Raw genomic sequence first — 18,767 nt, forward strand, 5'->3', positions numbered from 1 at the left:
GCCCGCACCCGCACGTGACGCGTGCGGTATCAAGGGGGACCGGCAGCGCCGCGGCCGCGTCGAACAGAGTGCCCGCGGGCACCGACCGAGCCGGAGGATGTGTGTGACCGAGCCTTCCGAGGCGGGCTCCGAACCGGTCGAGGCCGACCTCGACACCGGGCCGATCCGGCTGCCCGGGTACGGCTTGACGGATTCCGGCGCGTTCGAAGAGGCGCCGACACCGCCCTCGGGCAACCCCGCGGCGTGGCCGCACGCGGTGTCGCCGCTGCTCCCGCCGTTCCAGCTGCCGCCGGCTCCGCCCGCTCCCGTCCCGTCGGCGCCCGTTCCGCCGGCACCCGCCGGGCCGCCTCCGCCGGTGGCCGGCCCGCCGCCGAACCCGGGCTCGCCCGCACCGCTGCCCGCGCTCGGCTCGCCGCGCATGGAGCGGGAAAGCGTTGTCGCGCTGTTCCTGGTGCACATGTTCCCGATCGGGCACCTGCCGGTGGCCATGGACCGGCCGGCGTTGCAGCTGCCGCTGCCCGAGGACCCGGAGGGCTTCGGCCCGAACGACCACCCGGACGCCCGGCTGATCTTCGACGACCAGGCGCTCACCAACGTCACCGCCGGGTTCCGCCGTTCGCCGACCGCGCCGCCGCGGCCGGTACCCCGGCACCTGACCGACGGGTATGTCCCGTATGCCCGGGCGACGCAGGCCGTCTGGATCCGCCGGTTCGTGCTCGGGCACAGCGAGCTGGGGCCCGAGTACGCGTGGCCGCCGGGCGACCACTACCCGGAGGGCAGCATCGAGCCGGCCACGCCGGTGATGGTCCCGATGAACACCGTGCTCGACCGCTTCGGCCCGGCGTACGGGCGCGTGTTCTTCGCCGACGGCACGCCGTTCGCGGAACGCTCGCTGCCGCCCGGGATGCTGGACGCCGAATACCGCCGGTACGTCGTCGTGCGCGCGGTGCCGATGTGGCGTTCGGAGACGGCGAACTGGTTCGGCCAGGTCGGCGGCGGCGTCCGGTTCCGGGCCCTGCTGGCGGCCGACGAGCTCGTGACCCTCGGCTACCTCGCCGAGGCCAAGGGGGATGAGGACTGATGAACACGCAGTCGATCCAGCGCTGGCTGGGCGTGCTGGGCGTGCCGCCGGAGGTCGTCTCGCTCGGCGCCGAGGTCGACAACGCCTGGTGCCTGATGCAGGGCGAGGACGAGGCGTGGGAGGTCTTCTGGCGGGAGCAGGGCAACCGCTACGACTGGGCGCGGTTCACCAGCGAGCAGGTGGCGTGCCACTACCTCTTCGGCCGGCTGGCCTGGGCGCAGGTCGCCCGCGGCGCCGTCGGCCTGCTGCCCGGGTCGTGAGTGAGAAACAGGGTTAGAACACTGTTTCTCACTCACGACCTCGTCAGGACACCGCGTAGGTGAAGACGTGTGCCTGTCCCGCGCCGGTGGCGGTGGGCAGGGTGAGTGACTTGACCCGCTTCGCCGGGTCGAGGGCGATCGGGGCCGTCGCGAACAGGTACGACGTGTACGGCCGCTGCAGCCGGAACATGTACCTCGGGAACGCCGAGTTCACGTACGGCACCGACGCGACGACCGTGTTCCCGAACTGCGGCGTCTCCTCGCCGCCCCGCAGCAGCCACTCCGACAGGCCCAGCGCGCCCTGCTGGGTCGAGCCGTCGGTGTAGGTGACCGTGACGCTGCCCTGCGCGTCACCGCCGGTCGCCGAGCCGAGGAACGACAGCTTCGTCGCGCCCGCAGGGGCGTCCACCGCAAGCGTTTGCCCTGAGGCGATCACGTTGTCCGGCGATCCCGCCGGGCTCGACGGCCACGTGAACTCCCGCACCTTCGCGCCGGGCTGGATGCCGCTCGCGGCCAAGCCCTGGGCCGAATAGGCGAACTGGCCGGGGTAGAGGTCCGTCTCGCCGAAGTCGCCGTACTGGACGAACCGATCGTCGGTGACGCCGACGTTCGTGTTCGCCGCGGGCAGCGTCCCCGGCTTCCCGGCCGTCACCGGCAGGTACGCGGGCACCGGCTGCCCGCTGAACTCCACCGGCACACTCGTGTAGGCGTCCGGTGTCCCGGCGGCGGCCGCGACGCGGACTTGCTGCGACGCGGTCCCGTTCGGGCCCACCGCGAGCGTGCCGCTCGACGGCGTCACGGTGATCCCGGCCGGCGGCTTCGCCCGCCAGGTCACCTTGCCCTGGCCGGTGATGCCTTCCGCGATCACGGTGGCCGTGGTCGCCGAGCCGGGCGCGACGACGATCCGGCCCGGCCCGACGCGGCCGCGCACCGGCACCTCGCCGTCGCGGAAGGACGGCGGCGCGTCCGAGGCCTTCGAGCCCCACGACGTCGGGGACGCGCCGAGCGTGAAGTCGAGCCGGCCGCCGTTCACCGCGAAGGACTCCGGCAGCCACGGCTTCGTGCTCGCCTGGCCGTTCACCTTCAGGCTCTTCACGTACTTCACCGAGCTGGACGCGCCGGGCGCGGTGATCGTGGTCCGCTGCCCGGTCGCCCGCGTCAGCGTGATCTTCGGGAACATCGGGCTGGCCAGCACCATTTCGGCGCGGCCGGGCGCTTCCGGGTACATGCCGAGTGCGGCGAAGACGTACCACGCCGACGTCGCGCCGAGGTCGTCGTTACCGGGCAGGCCGTCCTCGGCCGGCTTGAACAGCAGCTCGGCCGAGCGGCGCACGATGTCCTGCGTCTTCGACGGCGCGCCCGCGTACGCGTACTCCCACGGCACCTCGAACGACGGCTCGTTGGACATGAACGCGTACGGCGAACTGGCGTCGCTGTTCAGCTTCGTGAAGAAGAAGTCGAGCCGCTTCTTCACGGCTTCGTCGCCGCCCATCGCGTCGAAGAGTCCGCGGACGTTGTAGGGCACCATCCACGTGTACTGCGCCGCGTTCCCTTCCTGGTAGCGCATTTCTTCGTACTTCGCGGGGTCGAACGGCGATAGGAACCGGCCGTCGCGCAGCCGGGTCTGCAGGTAGCCCGTCGCCGGGTTGTAGACGTTCTCCCAGTACTGCGCGCGGGTCATGAACTGCTGGTAGGTGGTCTTCTGGCCGAGCCGCTGGGCCAGCTGTGCGATGCCGAAGTCCGCGGTCGTCTCTTCGAGCATGTCCGAGACGTTGTTCGGGTGGTAGCCCAGTGTCTGGTAGTCCGACAGGCCCGGCCGTTCGAGGGCGCGCTCGCCCGCCTGCTGGACGTGGGTGGCGCCGTTGACCATCGACTTCAACGCCTGGGACGCGTCGAAGTCCGTGGCGCCGAAGGCGTACGTGCTGGCGATGATCGAGTGGTACGGGTCGCCGCCCATCACGCCCATGAAGTCGTTGTTCTGCGACCAGCGGTCCCAGATCCCGCCGGCCTGGTTCGCCTGGTTGAGCATCGACTGCGCCATGTCGGCGGCCTCGTGCGGCGCGAGCATCGAGAGCAGCTGGACCTCGTCGCGGTAGGTGTCCCAGCCGGAGAAGTTCGCGTACTGCGCGTGGCCCGGTTTCGTGTGGTGGATCGCCTTGTCGAAGCCGGCGTAGCGACCGTCCACATCGGAGAAGACGTTCGGCTGCAGGAGAGTGTGGTAGAGCGCGGTGTAGAAGGTGCGCGTGGCCGCGTCCGTGCCGCCTTCGACGGCGATCTGCCCGAGCCGGTCGTTCCACGTTCGGCGCGCGTTGTCCTTGATGGTCTCGAAGGAGTCGTGACGCTGTTCGAGCGCGGCGTTGAGCCGCGCGCCCTTGGCGTCCACATAGGACAAACCGACGCGGACCTGGACCGGCTTGGCGGGGTCGAAGGTCAAGTAGGCGCCGGAGCCGCCCTCGGCGGTGACGACCTGCTTGTCCCACCTGTCCTTGCTGAGATCGCCCCCGCGGGCGCTGGTGCCACCGGGCGTCACGGTCGCGTCCTGCCAGGTCCCGGACGTCGCGAACGGCTGGTCGAAGGACGCCGAGAAGTAGACCTTGTAGGTGTTGGGGCCGCGGCAGAAGTGGCCGCTGGAGACCCAGCCTTCGACGGTGCGCTTCGCCGGGTCGACGGTCACCGACGCGTCGTCGCTGCCCATCGCGGACTGCGCGACGTCGATGAGCAGCGTGGCGGGCGAGTTTTTGGGGAACGTGAAGCGGCCCATGCCGGAGCGCTGGGTCGCGGTCAGCTCGGTGGTGATGCCGGAGTCCGTCGTCACCTTGTAGTAGCCGGGGGACGCGGATTCGTTCGGGTGGCTGAAGGTGGGGAAGTACGGGGTGGCGTCTTTCGCCGGTGACGTGGTGATGTTCCCGGCGAAGGGGAGGAACGGGACGTCACCGGCCGCGCCACCGCAGCCGGCGCCGTTGAAGTGGGTGAGGCTGAAGCCGCGGAGCCGGTTCTCTTCCCACGCGTAGCCGCCGTCGCGGTCGCGGGCGTAGTAGCGGCCCTGCCCGGCGGGCGGCTTGGGCTGCAGGGGGGTGTCGGGACTCCACTGCACCATGCCGAAGGGGACGTCGGCGCCGGGGAAGGTGTCACCGGCGTAGGTGTTGGTTTCGGGGGTGTCGCCGGCCTTGGCGCCGACGAACGGGTTGACGTAGGCGGCGAGGTCGGTCGCGTGAGCGGCGGCGGCCGGAGTGGCTGGGCCGGTCGTGATGGCCGTGAACAGGGGAATGACCAAAGCCGCGGTGACGACTCTGCGCATGCTCTTCCTCCCGGGGTGAGTGGGGCACCCGGGGCTGACAACGTTGTCAGGGAGCAGGGGTGGCCCGGCGAGCACTGGGAGTGAACCACCGGTGGTTCAGACCGGTCAAGAAGTGCCCGCCGAGCGGCCTATCCGGTTACCTCTTGAGGATCCCCAGGACGTCCTCGTGCAGCAGGCCGTTCGTCGACAGCGCGCTGCCGTTGTCGTACCGGCCCGAGCCGTCCAGGTCGCTGAAGCGGCCGCCCGCCTCGGTGACGATCACCTGGGCCGCCGCGACGTCCCACGGGTTCACGATGCACTCGGCCGCCACGTCGAGCGCGCCCTCCGCCACCAGCACGTGGTGCCAGAAGTCGCCGAACGCGCGGGTTTCCCAGCACGCGTCCACCAGGTCCAGGTACTTCTCGCGCGAGTGGTACTCGGTCCACGAGTTCAAGTCCGTCGTGGACAGATAAGCGTCCGAAAGGGACGAGACGCCGGAAACCGACAGCTGCCGCGTTCCGGCCGAATCGCTGGAGAACGCGCCGGACCCGGAGGCCGCCCACCAACGGCGGCCCAGCAGTGGCGCGCTGATCATGCCGACCACCGGGTCGCCGTCTTCGACGAGGGCGATCAGGGTCGCCCAGACGGGTACGCCCCGGAGGAAGTTCTTGGTGCCGTCGATCGGGTCGAGCACCCACGCCCGGCCCGTCGCCGCCGAACCGCCGCGTTCCTCGCCCAGGACAGCGTCGGAAGGGCGCTCGGTAGCCAGCAAAGCCCGGATCGCGTCTTCGACCGCGGTGTCCGCGTCGGTCACCGGGGTGCGGTCGGGCTTGCGCTCGATCCTCAGGTCCAGGGCGCGAAAGCGCGCCGTCGTGATCGCGTCGGCGGCGTCAGCCAGCCGGGTGGCGAGGGCCAGATCATCTCCGTAGCCAGGCACGGTCACGATGGTTTCACGCCTCTTCGCCGTAGAGTTACGCAGGTGAGCATGGTCCTACTTGCCGAAGACGATCCGGCCATCGCCGAACCGCTCTCCCGCGCCCTCGAACGTGAGGGATACGAGATCCACGTCGTCACCGACGGTCCTTCGGTCCTCGACGCCACCGCCGCCCAGAGAGTCGACCTGCTCGTGCTCGACCTCGGGCTGCCCGGCATGGACGGCCTCGAGGTCTGCCGGCGCCTGCGCGCCAACGGCACCGAGCTGCCCGTCCTGATGCTCACCGCCCGCACCGACGAGGTCGACTTCGTCGTCGGCCTGGACGCGGGCGCCGACGACTACGTCGCCAAGCCGTTCCGGCTCGCCGAGCTGCTCGCCCGGATCCGCGCGCTGCTGCGCCGCCGGGTGCCGGAGGTGCTCGAAGCCGGCGGCGTGCGGATGGACCTCGGCGCGCGGCTGGTCACCGTCGACCTGCACGAGGTGCAGCTGGCGAACAAGGAGTTCGAGCTGCTGCGCGTGCTGATGAGCCGCGCCGGGCAGGTCGTCAGCCGCGACGAGATCCTCGCCGAGGTCTGGAACGACCTCGAGTCGAAGACGTCCAAGACGCTCGACATGCACATGTCGTGGCTGCGGCGGAAGCTCGCCATCGCCGCCGACGAGGCCGCCGGGCGCACCAGCAAGACCCACGACGGCGAGCGGCGGATCGCGACCGTCCGCGGTGTCGGCTTCCGGTTCAACGCCGAATAAGCCGTGCGCCGTCGCATCCTGCTGGCCATCCTGCTGGCCGTGGCCGTCACCGCGGCGGTCCTCGGCATTCCGCTGGGCATCGTGGCGAGCTGGCAGATCGAGTCGAGCTACCGCGAGACGCTCGCCGAGAACGCCCGCGCCGCCGCGGCGATCCTCGACACCGAGATCGCCAACGGCCAGGAGATCGACCTCGACCAGGTGCGCGCGGCGGTCCCGGCCAACGGGCTGCTCAGCGTCCAGGTCCCCAACCAGCAGGAGAAGCGCTACGGCAACGACCCGGGTCCCGACACCGTCACCGAGACGGCCGACCTGGCCCGCGACGGCAAGGTGGCGATCGCCGTCCCGGCCGGCCCGATGCACGAGCGCCAGACGACGGTGACGCTGGTCGTCGTGCTGCTGGTGCTGCTGTCGGTCGCCACCGGCGCGGTGGTGGCGATCGCGACGGCCCGGCGGCTGGCGAAACCCCTGCGGCACGTCGCCGAACGCGCGTCCCGCCTCGGCGGCGGCGACTTCCGGCCCGACCCGAGCCGCTACGGCGTCGGCGAGCTGGACATGGTCGCCGAGGCGCTGGACGCCTCCGGCACCGCGCTCGCCCAGCTCGTGCAGCGGGAACGCCAGCTCGTCGGCGACGTCTCGCACCAGCTGCGCAGCCGGCTCACGGCGTTGCAGCTGCGGCTGGAACCGCTCACCGTCCACCCGGACGAGGAGGTGGCCGACGAGTCGAAGGCGGCGCAGGAACAGGCCGACCGGCTCGCGGAGGCGCTCGACGAGCTGCTGGCGGCGGCGCGCGCGGCGCGTGAGGTCGGCGCGGAACCGGTGGACCTGCCGAAGCAGCTGCCGGAAATGGCGCAGGAGTGGCGCGAGCTGCTGCGCTCGGAGGGACGCAACCTCCGGATGCGCGTGGCCGACGGCTTGATGGCGCGCGCGACACCGGGACGGCTGCGCGAGGTCGTCGGAGTACTGCTGGACAACGCCCTGCGCCACGGTTCAGGCACGGTCACGGTGGTGGCGCGCCGCGGCGACGCCGACGGCACGGTGGTGGTCGAAGTCAGCGACACGGGTCCGGGCGTCCCGGACGAGCTGGCCCCGCACATCTTCGAACGCGGCTTCTCCGGCGGCGGCTCGACGGGTGTCGGGCTGGCACTGGCCCGCGCGCTAGTCGAGGCCGACGGCGGGCGGCTGGAGCTGTCCAACCGCCGCCCGGCCGTCTTCAGCCTGTTCTTGAAGGTGCCGCGGCCCAGCGATGTCCCGGAAGTCCGCTGGCCCGCCGAACGCGTTCCGCGCTAAATCAACCCCTCCCGCAACGCATACGCCACGGCGTGCGAACGGTTGCGCAGCTGGAACCGGTTGGTCACGTCGTGCAGGATGCTCTTCACCGTCCGCTGCGAATAACACAGCTCGTCGGCGATTTCCTGCGTCGAATACCCCGCCGCGACGAGCCGGAGCACCTCCGTCTCCCGGTCGCTCATCCCGCCCAGGTGCAGGCCGTGCGGCTGGAGCACTTGCCGCTGCAGGCGGGAAACCCGGTTCAGCAGCCGGCCGAGCAGGTCCGGCGGCAGTGCGCCCTCCCCGGCCGCGGCCGCCTTGATCAGCCGGACGAGCACCTCCGGCCCGGCGTCGGCGCGGCGGGCGACCGCGCAGACCCCGTGCTCGACGGCGTTGAGGATCTCGTTGTCGTCGACTTCCCCCGCGACCAGCACGATGCGGGTGAAGCCCTGGTGGTGCAGTGCGGACAGCATCCGGGTCATCGTCTCGTCGAGCCGGTCGGCGACCAGCAACGCGACCTCCGCCGGATCACCCGCCTCGCCGTCCACCACGCGGACCTCGTCCCGCGAACGCAGCGCCATGCAGACGCCGTTGTGCAGGATCGGATCGGTGGCGCGGACCACCACCGGCGTCCTGTCGGATTCGAACATCGTCACCCATTCCCCTCGAACGGTGTGCGAGAGTTCCACCCCTCACCCTGTCCAGAATGCCCGTCTCAGTGTCCCGGGCGCATGGGACCGGCGTCCCGATGTTGCCCGGATGGACGCCCGTCAGGACCGGCCGAGACCCGCGTCCCGCGCCCGGACGATCGCTTCGGCGCGATCGGCGACGTGAAGCTTGGCGAAGACGTTCGAAATGTGGTTACGCACCGTTTTGGGGCTCAGGCACAGGGTGTGCGCGATGACGCCGTTGCTGTGCCCGGCCGCGATGAGCGACAGGACCTCGCGCTCACGCGCCGTCAGCTCCGGGAACACCGGCTCGCTCGCGGGCGGCGGCTGGTTGAAGAAGCCGAGCAGGCGGTTCGCGATGTCGGGGCCGAAGATCGCTTCCCGCCGCGCGACCGCCCGCACCGCGCGGATGATCTCGTCCGGCTCGGCGTCCTTGAGCAGGTAGCCGCGGGCACCGGCGCGCATCGCCGCGAAGACCGACTCGCTTTCGTCGGCCATCGTCAGCATCAGCACGCCGGTGTCCGGGCTCACGGCCGCGATGTGCCGGGTCGCCTGGATCCCGGACAGGTCCGGCAGGTGGAGGTCCATGACCACGACGTCGGGGAGCAGCGCGCCCGCGGCGTCGATCGCGGCGCCACCGCCGGCGGCCTCGCCGACGACCTCGATCCCGGGCTCGGCGTCCAGGAGCGTGCACACGCCGAACCGGAACAGCGGGTGGTCGTCCACGACGAGGACGCGCAGGTCCTGGCTCATCCGGTCACCTCCCCGCCGTCACCCCCGGTAATGGTAGGGGAACGCGGCCGCATTCTCACGTGCCCAATCGGCGAACGTCAGCGGCGGCCGGCCGAGCACGCGGTCGACGGTGTCGAACACGACGTGTTCGCGCTCGGCGGACTCCCGCTTCAGCGCGAAGAAGCCGTCGACGGCTTCGGCGGGCCAGCCGTACTTCCGCATCATGCGTTCGCGCGCGGCGCTTTCCGGCTCTTCGACGTACTGCACCGGACGGCCGAGGGCGTCGGCGAGGATCGCGACCTGCCGCTCGGTCGTGAGGGCTTCGCCGCCGGTGAGCTCGTAGGTCGCCCCTTCGTGCTCGGACGTCGTGAGGGCGAGCGTCGCGACGGCCGCGATGTCCCGGACGTGGATCAGCGCGGACGCCGAGTCGCCTTCGGGGACGTAGACGGCGTTCTCGTCGCGGATGGTTTCGCGCCAGGCGAACCGGTTGTCCATGAACGCGCCGGGGCGCAGGATCGTCCACGCCGGGCCGGCTTCGCGGATCGCCTGCTCGGCTTCGGCGTGGGCGCGGGTGATCGGATCCTTCTGTCCGAAGTGGACACCGGTGGTGGACAGCTTGACGAGGTGGGTGGTACCGGCGCTCGCGGCGGCCCGCGCGACCGCGGCTTCACGGTCGGCGCTGTGGCCTTGCGTCAGAACGAAAACGCGGTCCGCGCCGTCGAAGAGGGCCGGCAGGTCGGCGGTGTCCAGGTCGGCTCGCACGACTTCGGCGCGCGGGTCGATGCGGGCCTTGGCCGGGTCCCGGGTCAGGGCGCGGACGGCGGCGCCGGCGTCGAGGAGGGCGGGAACTAGGGCGCGGCCGATCTTGCCGGTGGCGCCGAGGACGAAGATCATCGGGAAGCTCCTTCGAGCGGGACGTGCGGGAGTGCGAACGCCGTGACGACGGCGAGCGCGAGGACGGGCAGCAGGGCGAGGAAAACGCCGTGCGTGCCGGCGTTGTAGGCGAAGCCGAGCGCGACCGGGCCGAGGCTCGAGCCGAGCGCGCGGGCGAGGTTGACGCCCGCGGCGACGGCACCGCGGTCCGCCGGCGGCGCGGTGTTCTGCGTCGCCATGGCGAGCACCTGCAGGTTGAGCCCGGCCGCGAGGCCGAAGACGACCAGGCAGGCCAGGATCAGGGGCAGCTCGTGCAGCGTGGTCAGGCCGAGCACGGCGATCAGGCCCAGCGCCGTGCTCAGCCGGGGCGCCCAGCGGTAGGCGCCGGTGCGGGCGATGATCCTGCTCGCGACCACGGACGAAAGCGACACGGCGAGCGTCATCGGCACCAGCCGCAGCCCGCCTTCCGCCGGGCCGGCGTCGGCCTGCAGGAGGATCGCGATGTAGTTGATCGAGCCGAGGAACGCGAACCCGGCGAGCACGCTGAGCACGACGGACACGGTGAACGTGCGGTCCTTGAAGAGGCGCAGCGGGAGCACGGGCGCTTCGGCTTTTCGCTCGGTGAAGACGAACGCGACGGCCGCCACCGCGCCGAGACCGACCGACCACGGCGTGAGCAGGGTGAACCCGGTGATCGCCCCGCCGAGCAGAACGACGCCGGCGAAGTCGAAGGGCGCTTCCCGCCGTCGTCTCGGCAGGTCGAGGGTCTTGAGGAGCGCGACGGCGACGAGCCCGAGCGGCAGGTTGACCAGGAAGATCGACCGCCACCCGGCGAGCCCGGTGAGGACGCCGCCGACGACCGGCCCGGCGAGCGACGCGACGGCGAAGCAGATCGAGAACCATCCGAAGTACTTCGCGCCTTCGCGCGGCGTGAACATCTCGCCGAGCGAAGCGCCGACGGAGACGAAGAGCCCTCCGGAGCCGGCGCCCTGCAGAACCCGGCCGACGATGAGCGCGGTGGCCGACGGCGCCAGCCCGCAGGCGAGCGAACCGAGCAGGAACAGGCCGAGCGCGCCGAGGAGCACGCGTTTGCGGCCGAAGACGTCGCCGAGCTTGCCGTACAGGGGAGCGGTGACGCTCCCGGCGAGCAGGTAGGCGGTGGTGACCCAGGCGTAGGAACCGGTCCCGCCGAACTCGGCGGCGACCCGGGGGAGCGCGATGGCGACGACCTGGGCGTCGAGCATCGCGAGGAAGACGGACAGGAAAAGCCCGGCGAGGGCCGGTTTTTGGGCGCGCGAAGGCGCGGTTGTGATCAAGGGATGTCCTTGTTTCGTCAGAAGGGACGAGAGGTGTCCGGACGCGCAGGAAAACGCGTCCCGTCGAGTCGGGAAAAGGCTCCATCGTCACCCGCGAACGGGTACGACCTCTTCGCGCTCGGAAACCACCTCGAATCGTCCCGCTCGCCCGGCCGAACCCGGACGGCGTCCTCACGAAGGAACACTGACGAGATGACAGTAGACAACTACATGTCAGAGGACAAGTAGTTTTCCTGGGGCAGGACATCATCCGGGTGAAGCGGGTCGTCCGTGCTCAACGGCGGAACGACCCAGGGCTGCGGCGGGCAGGCCATCGGCGACGTCATCTGGGGCAATCGGACCTCGACGGTGCAGGGGACCGTGGCGGACTACCTCGCGAGGGGCACGACCGTGTGCTTCGGGGCCTACGCCGGGGCGACCAAGATCGACAGCGCGACGAGGACCGCCTCGGCCCACGACGACGTGCCCTTCGACTTTTCGATCGGCGACCCCGATCGGGTCGGCGGTTTCGACCGGCTCAAGATCACCGTCTGCGAGAGCGGGAAGACCTACCGCACCGTCCCGGTCAACGCCGATCGCGACGACGATCCCGAGTACTTCGTGCAGATGTAGCCGCTGAACCCGGGTCAGTGCAGGCGGGTCACGTCGCCGGTGTCCCGGCGGCGCTCGCCCAGCTCGTCCGGGAAGACCCACTTCTTGAAGCCCCAGAAGCGGAAGAACATCGCCAGCAGCATGCCGATGATCGAGCCGCTCGCGAAGTCCGCGACCTCCTGCACCAGCCGCGTCACGTGGGGGACCTCCAGGTCCAGCACGTACCGCGAGACGTACAGCGGGATCAGGTTCACCACGACCGCGATGCCGCTGATCACGAAGAAAAGCGCGGCCTCGTGGTGGCGCTCCCGGCCGCCGCGGGTGCGGAACGACCACTCGCGGTTCAGGATGTACGACACGATCGTCGCGACGATGATCGCGATCGCCTTCGCCGTCGTCGGCTTCGACTCCAGCACCGACAGCTTCAGGAAGTACCAGACGCCGTTGTCGACCAGGAACGTCGTGCCGCCCACGATCCCGAACTTCAGCAGCTCCCGGTGCTTGATGAGCACCGAACGCAGCGGCTCCGGCGTGCGCTTGAGCACGGTTTCCACAACGGTCACAGCATGCAGTCTAGGAGCACACCGCGTTGACCTGTGGTTCAGGCGGCCTTCCGGTCCTGAATGTCCGGATCATCCGCGACCGCGACGACGCCGCGCGCGTCCTCGTCCGGGAAGACCCACTTCTTGAACGCCCACCACCGGAACGCCGTGCCGAGCAGGGTCCCGATGATGATCCCGCTGACGAAGTCGGCCACCTCGACGCCGAACGGCGACAGCCGTGGCGCCTGCAGGTCGAGCACGTACCGCGAGAACCACTGCGGCAGCGCGTTCAGGCCCAGCGCGACGCCGCTGATCAGGAAGAACAGCGCGGCCTCGTGGGCCCGCTCCCGGCCGCCGCGGGTGCGGAACGACCACTCGCGGTTGGCGACGTAGGAGAAGATCGTCGCGACGAGGACGCCGACGATCAACGCCGTCACCGGATGGGTCCGCAGCACGGTGAACTTCAGGCCGTAGTTGACGGACATGGTGATCACGAAGCTGATCCCGCCGACGACGGCGAAGCGGAGGAGCTCGCGATGCTTCTTCAGCAGCTCGCGCACCGCGCGGACGCTACCCGGTCAGCCAGCCGAATCCCTTCTCGGGGGTGACGGTCGGTCGCTGATCGGCCGGCTTCGTCCCCGGTTGCGGCGGTGCGCTCGTCGTGGTCGGCGACGTCGGGGGCTCGGTCGTCGGCTCGGTCTTCGTGGTCGTCGCCGGAGGCGTGGACGTCGGCTTCGAGGGCGACGTCGGAGCCGGCTTGGACGGCTTGGTCGTCGGCGTTGTCGTCGTCGGGAGCGGGTCCTTGCCGCACCAGTGGTGGTAGCAGCCGAAGTCCACGGTCACCGGCTGCGCGGCCGCCTTGCCGAGCTTCGCGGTGATCGTCACGCGCCCGTCGTCGGGACGGCCCTTCAGCCGCACCCACAGGTTGACGTGCTGACCGGGCGCCAGCGCCGTGTTCGTCGTGCAGGTCGCGCCCTCGCCGGACGGCGCGCACGGGAAGCCGCGCAGGCTCCACCACTGCCACAGCGGGTGGTCGAAGGTGACCGTGACCGGCTTCGTCGACTCGCCGGTGTTGCGCACGCGCACGTAGACCAGCGGGTTGCGGGTCCACGGGAACGCCGAGAGCCCGTCGCCCTGGGCTTCCAGCACCACCGCGTCCGGCGGCAGTTTCACGGTGACCTTGACGCTCACCGCGACGTTGATCCGGACGCCGGCGGTGACCGAGCCGGTCACCGTGCCGCCTTCGGCGTCGTCGTCGGCCCGGAGGCGGAAGTTCAGCGTCGCGCTCTGGCCGGGCTGCAGGCCCGCGCCGGTCTTGCACGTCACCACGCCGTCGCCACCCGGGCAGTTCACCGAGATCGGGCCGCCGTCCTGCGCGAACGCCATCGGCGCGCCGCCTCCGCCGGCGTCGACCGCGTGCACGCCCGGGGGCAGCTTCATCGCGGCGACCACCGGCTCGGACGGGCTGCCGCCGTCGTTGCGGACGGTGATCGGCAGGTTCATCGCGGTGCCGGGACTCAGTTCGAGGCCGTCCGGCGGGGTGGTCGCGGACATCGACGGCGGCGCCGGGGCCGGCGGTGCGGGGGGCGCCGGCGCGGGCGGCTCGACCGCCGGAGGGGCGGGCTCGACGGGCGGGGCCGCCGGAGGAGCGGGCGGAGCGGGAGGTGCGGGCGGCTGCGCCGGCGCCGGCGGGGCCGGGGGCTGCGGTTTGGGGGCCGGCGGGTTGACCGGCTGGACCACCGGCGGCGGCACCTGGGCCGCGACCGGGATCTCCTGCGCCCCGCCGCCGGCGGTGAGCGCGATGACGACGGCCGCGACGACCGCCGCGCCCGAGGCGGCGACCCCGGCGAACTGACGGGGTCCCGCCGCAGCGGCTCCGGCGGCCGCGCCGGCCTTGCCCCCGGCTGCGGCGGCACCGGCGGCCGCCGCACCGGCCGCGGCCGCGGTGGCCGCGCTCGCCTTGGCCGCGCCGATCGTGGCGAGGTAGCCGAGCGCCGCGCCGCCCAGGACGATCGGGGCGATGATCGCGCGCAGCCCGCCGTTGACGTCGGCGAGCTCCGCGGCCAGCGCCCGGCAGTTCTCGCACTCGTCGAGGTGGTTTTCGACCTGGGAGCGTTCGCGCTTGGACAGTCCGTCGCGGGTCCACGAGCCGAGCCGCTCGGCGCAGGCGCGGCAGCGTTCCTCGGCGTTCTCCTGCAGGTGGACCTGCAGGTACGCCTGGCGCAGCCCTTCGCGAGCGCGGTAGGCGAGCGCGGAGACGCCGTTCGCGGTCAGCCCCAGCAGCGGCGCGACCTCGGCCGGGCTCTGCTGCTCGATCTCGGTGTGCCAGAGCACCGCCTGCCAGCGTTCGGGCAGCCGCGCGAACGCCTTGGCGGCCATCGTCCGCTCGAGTCCCGCGACGGCGGTGTCGGAGAACGGCACGGTCAGTGCCTCGGCCGAGACGTCGGCCATGTCCTCGTTGAGGTCGACCCGGCGTTCCTTGCGGGTGCGGTCGTACGCGGTGTGACGCAGCGCAGTCAGCAAGTACGCCCGGAAGGCTGTGTCCGGCCCTTTCCCGCCACGCAGAGTGTCGAGCACTTTCGCGAACGCCTCGGACACGAGGTCGTCGGCTTCGGAGCTCGAACGGGCCAGCTGACGAGCGAGATTGTGGGCCGCACCGGTGTGACGTTCGTAGAGCGGCCCGTACGACTCGATCTTTCCCGCGCGGACCTCGGCGATCAGCTCGGCGTCACTCTTTCCGCTGAGATCGGCGGGAACGGTGGACACGGCACTCCTCGGTCGGTTAGGGCCAGGACCTGCCATTACAGGCGGGTCCGCGACGCGTGACAAGTGTGACTGACCCACCCCGAGCCGTCACGCTGTGGTCGGGGTGTTGACTCCGACGGCGCATCGAAATCACCCGACCCCGGGTCGCGCCGTGGAAAAGCTTCTTAACAAAACTCGCGAGTACGCGTCACGGCGTCCGGTGGGGCACGTCCTCACCGTGAAGCACCGAGCAAGATCGACACGGACCGGACGAAAGGGGCAGGCCGCCAGTGGACGTTCCGGCTACGCGCTCCGGTCCCGGTGACGCCCCGCTCGCCGACCGCGCCCTGCGCACCCTGCGTGCCCGCTGGCGGACGGCCAGCCTGGCCGCCGGCTGGCGGTTCCCCAGCGACTGGGCCCTGCCCGAGGTCGACGCCGTCTGCGCGGCCGTGATGGCCAAGGGCCGCGTCGAAGCCGCCGAAACCGCGCTGGCCGGGCTGGCCCGCGCCCGGGCGGCGGCCGGTGCGGGGCTCGCGGAAACCCTCGCCGACCTGGCCGCGCTGCACGCGGTCCTCGACCACACCGGCGACGGGTTCGTCTCGCCGGACATCGACGCCACGCCGGCGCGGCTGCTGCGGACCACCGCGCTGGCCTGGGCCGACGTCGCCACCGACCAGCTCGTGCACACCGAGGTCACCGACCCGCTGACCGGCCTGCCCTCGGCCGCCTACCTGCGCACCCGGCTCTACGAGGTCTACCGGGCCGCCGCCGCGCGCGAGCGGCCGGCCGCCGAGGATCACGTGCTGCTGGTCGTCTCGCTCGACCTCACCACGGTCACCGGGTTCCCGCGGCTGACCGGGATGATCCTGGTCGCGGACGCGCTGCGGGCGGTGTTCGACAGCGGGCAGAGCGTCGCTTCGCTGGGGACGTCCGTCGTGGCCGCGCTGGTCCCGAAGGACGAGCGGGTCGCTTCGCACGGCGTCGCGCTGCGAAGAGCGTTGCACGAGCGGCTTTCCGTGGATTCGCAGCTGGCGGACGCCGGCCGGCCCCGGGTGTCGGCGGTGCGCCTGCCCGCCACCCACGAAATGGCCTGCGACCTGCTGGCCCACCTCGCCCGGGTGTAGAAAGCGTGAAAAGTCCGTTTTCGCCAGGACCCTTCTGACCCCGATCAGGCGGCTCATGATTTCCTGGTGAGGTGACCCGGACCGTATCCACCGACGTCGACGGCGCAGTCGCGGCCAGATCGCAGCACCGCCTGGCCCTGCGGAAGTCACTCGCCCGCCTGTCCGTCCGCCCTCGGTCGATGCTGATCCTCGCGGTGATCCCGCTGGTCGCGATCGGATACGGCATCTGGGGCTGGCAGCACGACTGGGTGCTCGGCGTCGACAGCGCGGTCTACCGGGCCGGTGCGCTCACGCTGCTGCACGGCGACTCCCTCTACGACGCGAACACGCTGGCCCCCGAGCCGTGGTGGGCGCTGCTGCCGTTCACCTACCCGCCGACGGCCGCCCTGATCTTCGTGCCGCTCGCCGCGTTCCCGACGCAGATTTCCTGGGGCCTGATCACCGCGATCTCGCTGGCGGCGATGGCGTTGTCGATCCGGATCGCGATCGGCGCCCTGCCCCGCCCGGCCGCCGACGGCCCGCGCTGGTGGGCCTCGCCCGCCCGCTCGACCATCGTCTTCTTCCTGGTCTTCCTCGCCCTCGAGCCGGTGTGGCGGACGATCTTCCTCGGCCAGATCAACCTGGTCCTGATGGCCATGATCATGCTGGACATGCTGGTCATCGGCGCGCGCGGCAGCCGGTGGGGCGGCGTGCTGGTCGGCGTCGCGGCGGCGATCAAGCTGACGCCGCTGGTGTTCCTCGGGCACCTGTTCATCACCGGCCGCCGGATGGACGCGATCCGCGGCTTCGCCACGTTCGTCGTGCTGCAGGGGCTGATGTTCCTGATCAACTCGCACGACGCGGCCAAGTACTGGACCGTGACGCTGCCGGACACCGGCCGCATCGGGCCGGTGCACTGGGCGGGCAACCAGTCGCTGAACGCGCTGATGAACCGGGCCACCGACCTCGCGCCGTGGGCGTCGTCGGCGGCGATGGGCATCGGGTTCCTGCTCGCGATCCCGGCGCTGTGGCTGCTGGTCCGCTTCCACCGCAAGGGCCAGGCGCTGGCCGCGCTGCTCGTCACGGCGTTCTGGACGCTGCTGATCTCGCCGATCTCGTGGACGCACCACTGGGTGTGGGTGATCCCGCTGATCGTGCTGCTGGTCTCGCGGCTGCCGAAGACCACCCCGAAGACGGCGTGGAAGCGCTGGGTCGGGACGTTCCTCGCGGCGTTCGTGTTCGTCAGCTGCGTGCTGCTGATCCTGCCGAACGGCCGCAACGTCGAGCTGCACTGGACGGTCTGGCAGAACATCCTGGGTGACGCGTACATCCTGATGCCGGTCGTGCTGGCCGTGGCGCTGAGCCTGCGCTGGGGCCTGCAGCGGCGGGCCAGGAAGAAAGCCGCGACGGACGAGCATGTCGACGTCGCGTCCGGCGTCTGAGGTGCGGGGCCGGCTCCTGGCCGGCGGGATCGCGCTGCTGGTGCTGGCGCTCGGCGTCGTCGTCTGGCTGGCCGGGTGGCACCTGGGCGCGGACAGCGCCGTGTACCGCGCCGGGGCCATGACGCTGCTGCACGGTGACCCGCTCTACACGCGGGACGTGCTGACCGCGCTGCCCGACTGGGTGCGCCTGCCGTTCACCTACACGCCGGCCGCCGCGCCGCTGTTCCTGCCGCTCGCGCTCGTGCCATCGGGCCTGGTCTGGGGCGTGATCGCGTTTTTGTCGGTGGTCGCCCTTATGGTCGTGATCACGGTGGTGCTGTCGTCGCCGGGGCACTCGTCGCTTCTGGGAAGAAGCTGGTGGGCGTTGCCGGCGGGAACGGCCATCGCGCTGGCGCTGGAACCGGTGTGGAAGACGCTGTTCCTGGGCCAGATCAACTTGATACTGATGGCGTTCGTGGTGCTGGACGTCCTGGTGCTGTCGGCCAGGGGGTCGCGCTGGGCGGGCGTGCTGATCGGCGTGGCGGCGGCGATCAAGCTGACTCCGCTGATCTTCGTGCCGCACCTGTTCTTCACAGGAAGGTGGAGAGACGGGCTGCGGGCCCTGGGCACGTTCGTGGCGCTCGAAGCGGTGATGTTCGCGGTCATCCCGGTCGACGCGGCGCGGTTCTGGCGGGATTCGGCGACCGACCCGAGCCGGGTCGGTTCGGTGCACTGGATCTTCAACCAGTCGCTCAACGGGCTGGTCAACCGGGCTTCGCACCTGGCGTCCTGGTCGCTGGCGGTGGCGGTCGGGGTGGCGGCGGTGCTCGCCGTGCCCGCGGTGTGGCTGGTCGTGCGGCTGCACCGGCGAGGTGAGGACGCGGCGGCTCTGCTCGTGACGGCGTTCTACGGGCTGCTGCTGTCGCCGGTGTCGTGGTCGCACCACTGGGTCTGGTGCGTGCCCTTGCTCACGCTGCTCGTGGTCAAGGCGCGGTGGTGGGCCGCGGCGGCGGTGGCGGCGCTGTTCCTCTCGCAGATCGTGATGCTCGTGCCCAACGGCGGCGACGCGGAGTTCGGCTGGGGCCTGGGCTGGTCGGTCCTCGGCAACGTCTACGTGCTCGCGGCGGCGGGCGGGATCCTCGGCCTGGCGGCGCGTGAGCTACGTCTGGTCCGGCGGTCGCCGCAGGTCGTCACCGTTTAGTCTGAGACGG

General features: G+C 71.3%; 17 protein-coding genes. 8 read left to right on the top strand and 9 right to left on the bottom strand.

What is annotated here, in order from left to right:
* Positions 1-97: 97 nt before the first annotated feature.
* Both AA23TX_RS45800 and AA23TX_RS45805 read left to right on the top strand, forming a co-directional pair.
* Positions 98-1,081, top strand: coding sequence for a TNT domain-containing protein (locus AA23TX_RS45800; RefSeq protein ID WP_230863095.1), 984 nt, complete (start codon positions 98-100; stop codon positions 1,079-1,081).
* A complete protein-coding gene (locus AA23TX_RS45805; RefSeq protein WP_003105220.1) occupies positions 1,081-1,341 on the top strand; it encodes a hypothetical protein in 261 nt (86 codons plus the stop codon). Before AA23TX_RS45800 ends, AA23TX_RS45805 begins: the two co-directional genes overlap by 1 nt.
* A gap of 43 nt (positions 1,342-1,384) precedes the next feature.
* Here AA23TX_RS45805 and AA23TX_RS45810 read toward each other — a convergent pair whose 3' ends face one another.
* Both AA23TX_RS45810 and hisN read right to left on the bottom strand, forming a co-directional pair.
* Entirely contained in the window at positions 1,385-4,639 is a 3,255-nt protein-coding gene (locus tag AA23TX_RS45810; protein ID WP_155549115.1) for a GH92 family glycosyl hydrolase, read from the bottom strand.
* A gap of 136 nt (positions 4,640-4,775) precedes the next feature.
* Positions 4,776-5,561 (bottom strand): histidinol-phosphatase, encoded by a 786-nt coding sequence (hisN, locus tag AA23TX_RS45815; RefSeq protein WP_155549116.1) that lies wholly within the window; start codon positions 5,559-5,561, stop codon positions 4,776-4,778.
* A gap of 42 nt (positions 5,562-5,603) precedes the next feature.
* On the opposite strand from hisN, the gene AA23TX_RS45820 reads away from it, so the two are divergent.
* Together AA23TX_RS45820 and AA23TX_RS45825 are read left to right on the top strand one after the other, a co-directional pair.
* The gene (locus tag AA23TX_RS45820; protein WP_155549497.1) at positions 5,604-6,299 is read left to right on the top strand and encodes a response regulator transcription factor; all 696 of its coding nucleotides are present in this window, start codon (positions 5,604-5,606) and stop codon (positions 6,297-6,299) included.
* 3 nt (positions 6,300-6,302) lie between these two features.
* Positions 6,303-7,586 carry an ATP-binding protein gene (locus tag AA23TX_RS45825; RefSeq protein WP_155549117.1) on the top strand — a complete coding sequence of 428 codons (1,284 nt, stop codon included), beginning with the start codon at positions 6,303-6,305 and terminating at the stop codon, positions 7,584-7,586.
* Here the strand turns inward: AA23TX_RS45825 and AA23TX_RS45830 are convergent.
* The 4 genes from AA23TX_RS45830 to AA23TX_RS45845 form a co-directional block, all read right to left on the bottom strand.
* Complete coding sequence (locus AA23TX_RS45830; protein WP_155549498.1) at positions 7,583-8,215, bottom strand: response regulator transcription factor; 633 nt, start codon at positions 8,213-8,215, stop codon at positions 7,583-7,585. The two genes, AA23TX_RS45825 and AA23TX_RS45830, sit on opposite strands and share 4 nt — an antisense overlap.
* Positions 8,216-8,335: 120 nt before the next feature.
* Complete coding sequence (locus AA23TX_RS45835; RefSeq protein WP_155549118.1) at positions 8,336-8,986, bottom strand: response regulator; 651 nt, start codon at positions 8,984-8,986, stop codon at positions 8,336-8,338.
* An 18-nt stretch (positions 8,987-9,004) separates the two neighbouring features.
* Positions 9,005-9,859 (bottom strand): NAD(P)H-binding protein, encoded by an 855-nt coding sequence (locus AA23TX_RS45840; RefSeq protein ID WP_155549119.1) that lies wholly within the window; start codon positions 9,857-9,859, stop codon positions 9,005-9,007.
* A complete protein-coding gene (locus AA23TX_RS45845) occupies positions 9,856-11,154 on the bottom strand; it encodes an MFS transporter (protein WP_155549120.1) in 1,299 nt (432 codons plus the stop codon). The genes AA23TX_RS45840 and AA23TX_RS45845 overlap by 4 nt, the downstream gene beginning before the upstream one ends.
* 270 nt (positions 11,155-11,424) lie before the next feature.
* Between AA23TX_RS45845 and AA23TX_RS45850 the strand changes: the two genes are divergently transcribed.
* Positions 11,425-11,766 (top strand): hypothetical protein, encoded by a 342-nt coding sequence (locus AA23TX_RS45850; protein WP_155549121.1) that lies wholly within the window; start codon positions 11,425-11,427, stop codon positions 11,764-11,766.
* A gap of 14 nt (positions 11,767-11,780) precedes the next feature.
* On the opposite strand, the gene AA23TX_RS45855 is transcribed toward AA23TX_RS45850, so the two are convergent.
* The 3 genes from AA23TX_RS45855 to AA23TX_RS45865 are packed head-to-tail and all read right to left on the bottom strand — an operon-like array spanning position 11,781 to position 15,053.
* Positions 11,781-12,308, bottom strand: a complete 528-nt coding sequence (locus AA23TX_RS45855; RefSeq protein WP_196425896.1) for a GtrA family protein — start codon at positions 12,306-12,308, stop codon at positions 11,781-11,783.
* A gap of 38 nt (positions 12,309-12,346) precedes the next feature.
* Positions 12,347-12,847 (bottom strand): GtrA family protein, encoded by a 501-nt coding sequence (locus tag AA23TX_RS45860; protein ID WP_155549122.1) that lies wholly within the window; start codon positions 12,845-12,847, stop codon positions 12,347-12,349.
* A 10-nt stretch (positions 12,848-12,857) separates the two neighbouring features.
* Positions 12,858-15,053, bottom strand: coding sequence for a sigma-70 family RNA polymerase sigma factor (locus AA23TX_RS45865; RefSeq protein ID WP_155549123.1), 2,196 nt, complete (start codon positions 15,051-15,053; stop codon positions 12,858-12,860).
* Positions 15,054-15,322: 269 nt separating this feature from the next.
* Between AA23TX_RS45865 and AA23TX_RS45870 the strand changes: the two genes are divergently transcribed.
* The 3 genes from AA23TX_RS45870 (at position 15,323) to AA23TX_RS45880 (ending at position 18,757) form a co-directional block, all read left to right on the top strand.
* On the top strand, positions 15,323-16,156 hold the full coding sequence (locus AA23TX_RS45870) for a GGDEF domain-containing protein (protein ID WP_155549124.1): 834 nt from the start codon (positions 15,323-15,325) through the stop codon (positions 16,154-16,156).
* 71 nt (positions 16,157-16,227) lie between these two features.
* The gene (locus tag AA23TX_RS45875) at positions 16,228-17,577 is read left to right on the top strand and encodes a glycosyltransferase 87 family protein (RefSeq protein WP_155549125.1); all 1,350 of its coding nucleotides are present in this window, start codon (positions 16,228-16,230) and stop codon (positions 17,575-17,577) included.
* Positions 17,552-18,757 (top strand): glycosyltransferase 87 family protein, encoded by a 1,206-nt coding sequence (locus AA23TX_RS45880; RefSeq protein WP_155549126.1) that lies wholly within the window; start codon positions 17,552-17,554, stop codon positions 18,755-18,757. Before AA23TX_RS45875 ends, AA23TX_RS45880 begins: the two co-directional genes overlap by 26 nt.
* The last annotated feature ends 10 nt before the right edge of the window (positions 18,758-18,767 follow it).

Origin of the sequence: Amycolatopsis camponoti (genome assembly GCF_902497555.1) — a bacterium.
Taxonomy (GTDB): domain Bacteria; phylum Actinomycetota; class Actinomycetes; order Mycobacteriales; family Pseudonocardiaceae; genus Amycolatopsis; species Amycolatopsis camponoti.

Coding starts and splice junctions, on each gene's coding strand:
- AA23TX_RS45805 (WP_003105220.1), top strand. CDS start 1,081: ATGAACACGCAGTCGATCCAGCGCTGGCTGGGCGTGCTGGGCGTGCCG.
- AA23TX_RS45840 (WP_155549119.1), bottom strand. CDS start 9,859: ATGATCTTCGTCCTCGGCGCCACCGGCAAGATCGGCCGCGCCCTAGTT.
- AA23TX_RS45880 (WP_155549126.1), top strand. CDS start 17,552: ATGTCGACGTCGCGTCCGGCGTCTGAGGTGCGGGGCCGGCTCCTGGCC.
- AA23TX_RS45800 (WP_230863095.1), top strand. CDS start 98: ATGTGTGTGACCGAGCCTTCCGAGGCGGGCTCCGAACCGGTCGAGGCC.
- AA23TX_RS45820 (WP_155549497.1), top strand. CDS start 5,604: ATGGTCCTACTTGCCGAAGACGATCCGGCCATCGCCGAACCGCTCTCC.
- AA23TX_RS45810 (WP_155549115.1), bottom strand. CDS start 4,639: ATGCGCAGAGTCGTCACCGCGGCTTTGGTCATTCCCCTGTTCACGGCC.
- AA23TX_RS45830 (WP_155549498.1), bottom strand. CDS start 8,215: ATGTTCGAATCCGACAGGACGCCGGTGGTGGTCCGCGCCACCGATCCG.
- AA23TX_RS45835 (WP_155549118.1), bottom strand. CDS start 8,986: ATGAGCCAGGACCTGCGCGTCCTCGTCGTGGACGACCACCCGCTGTTC.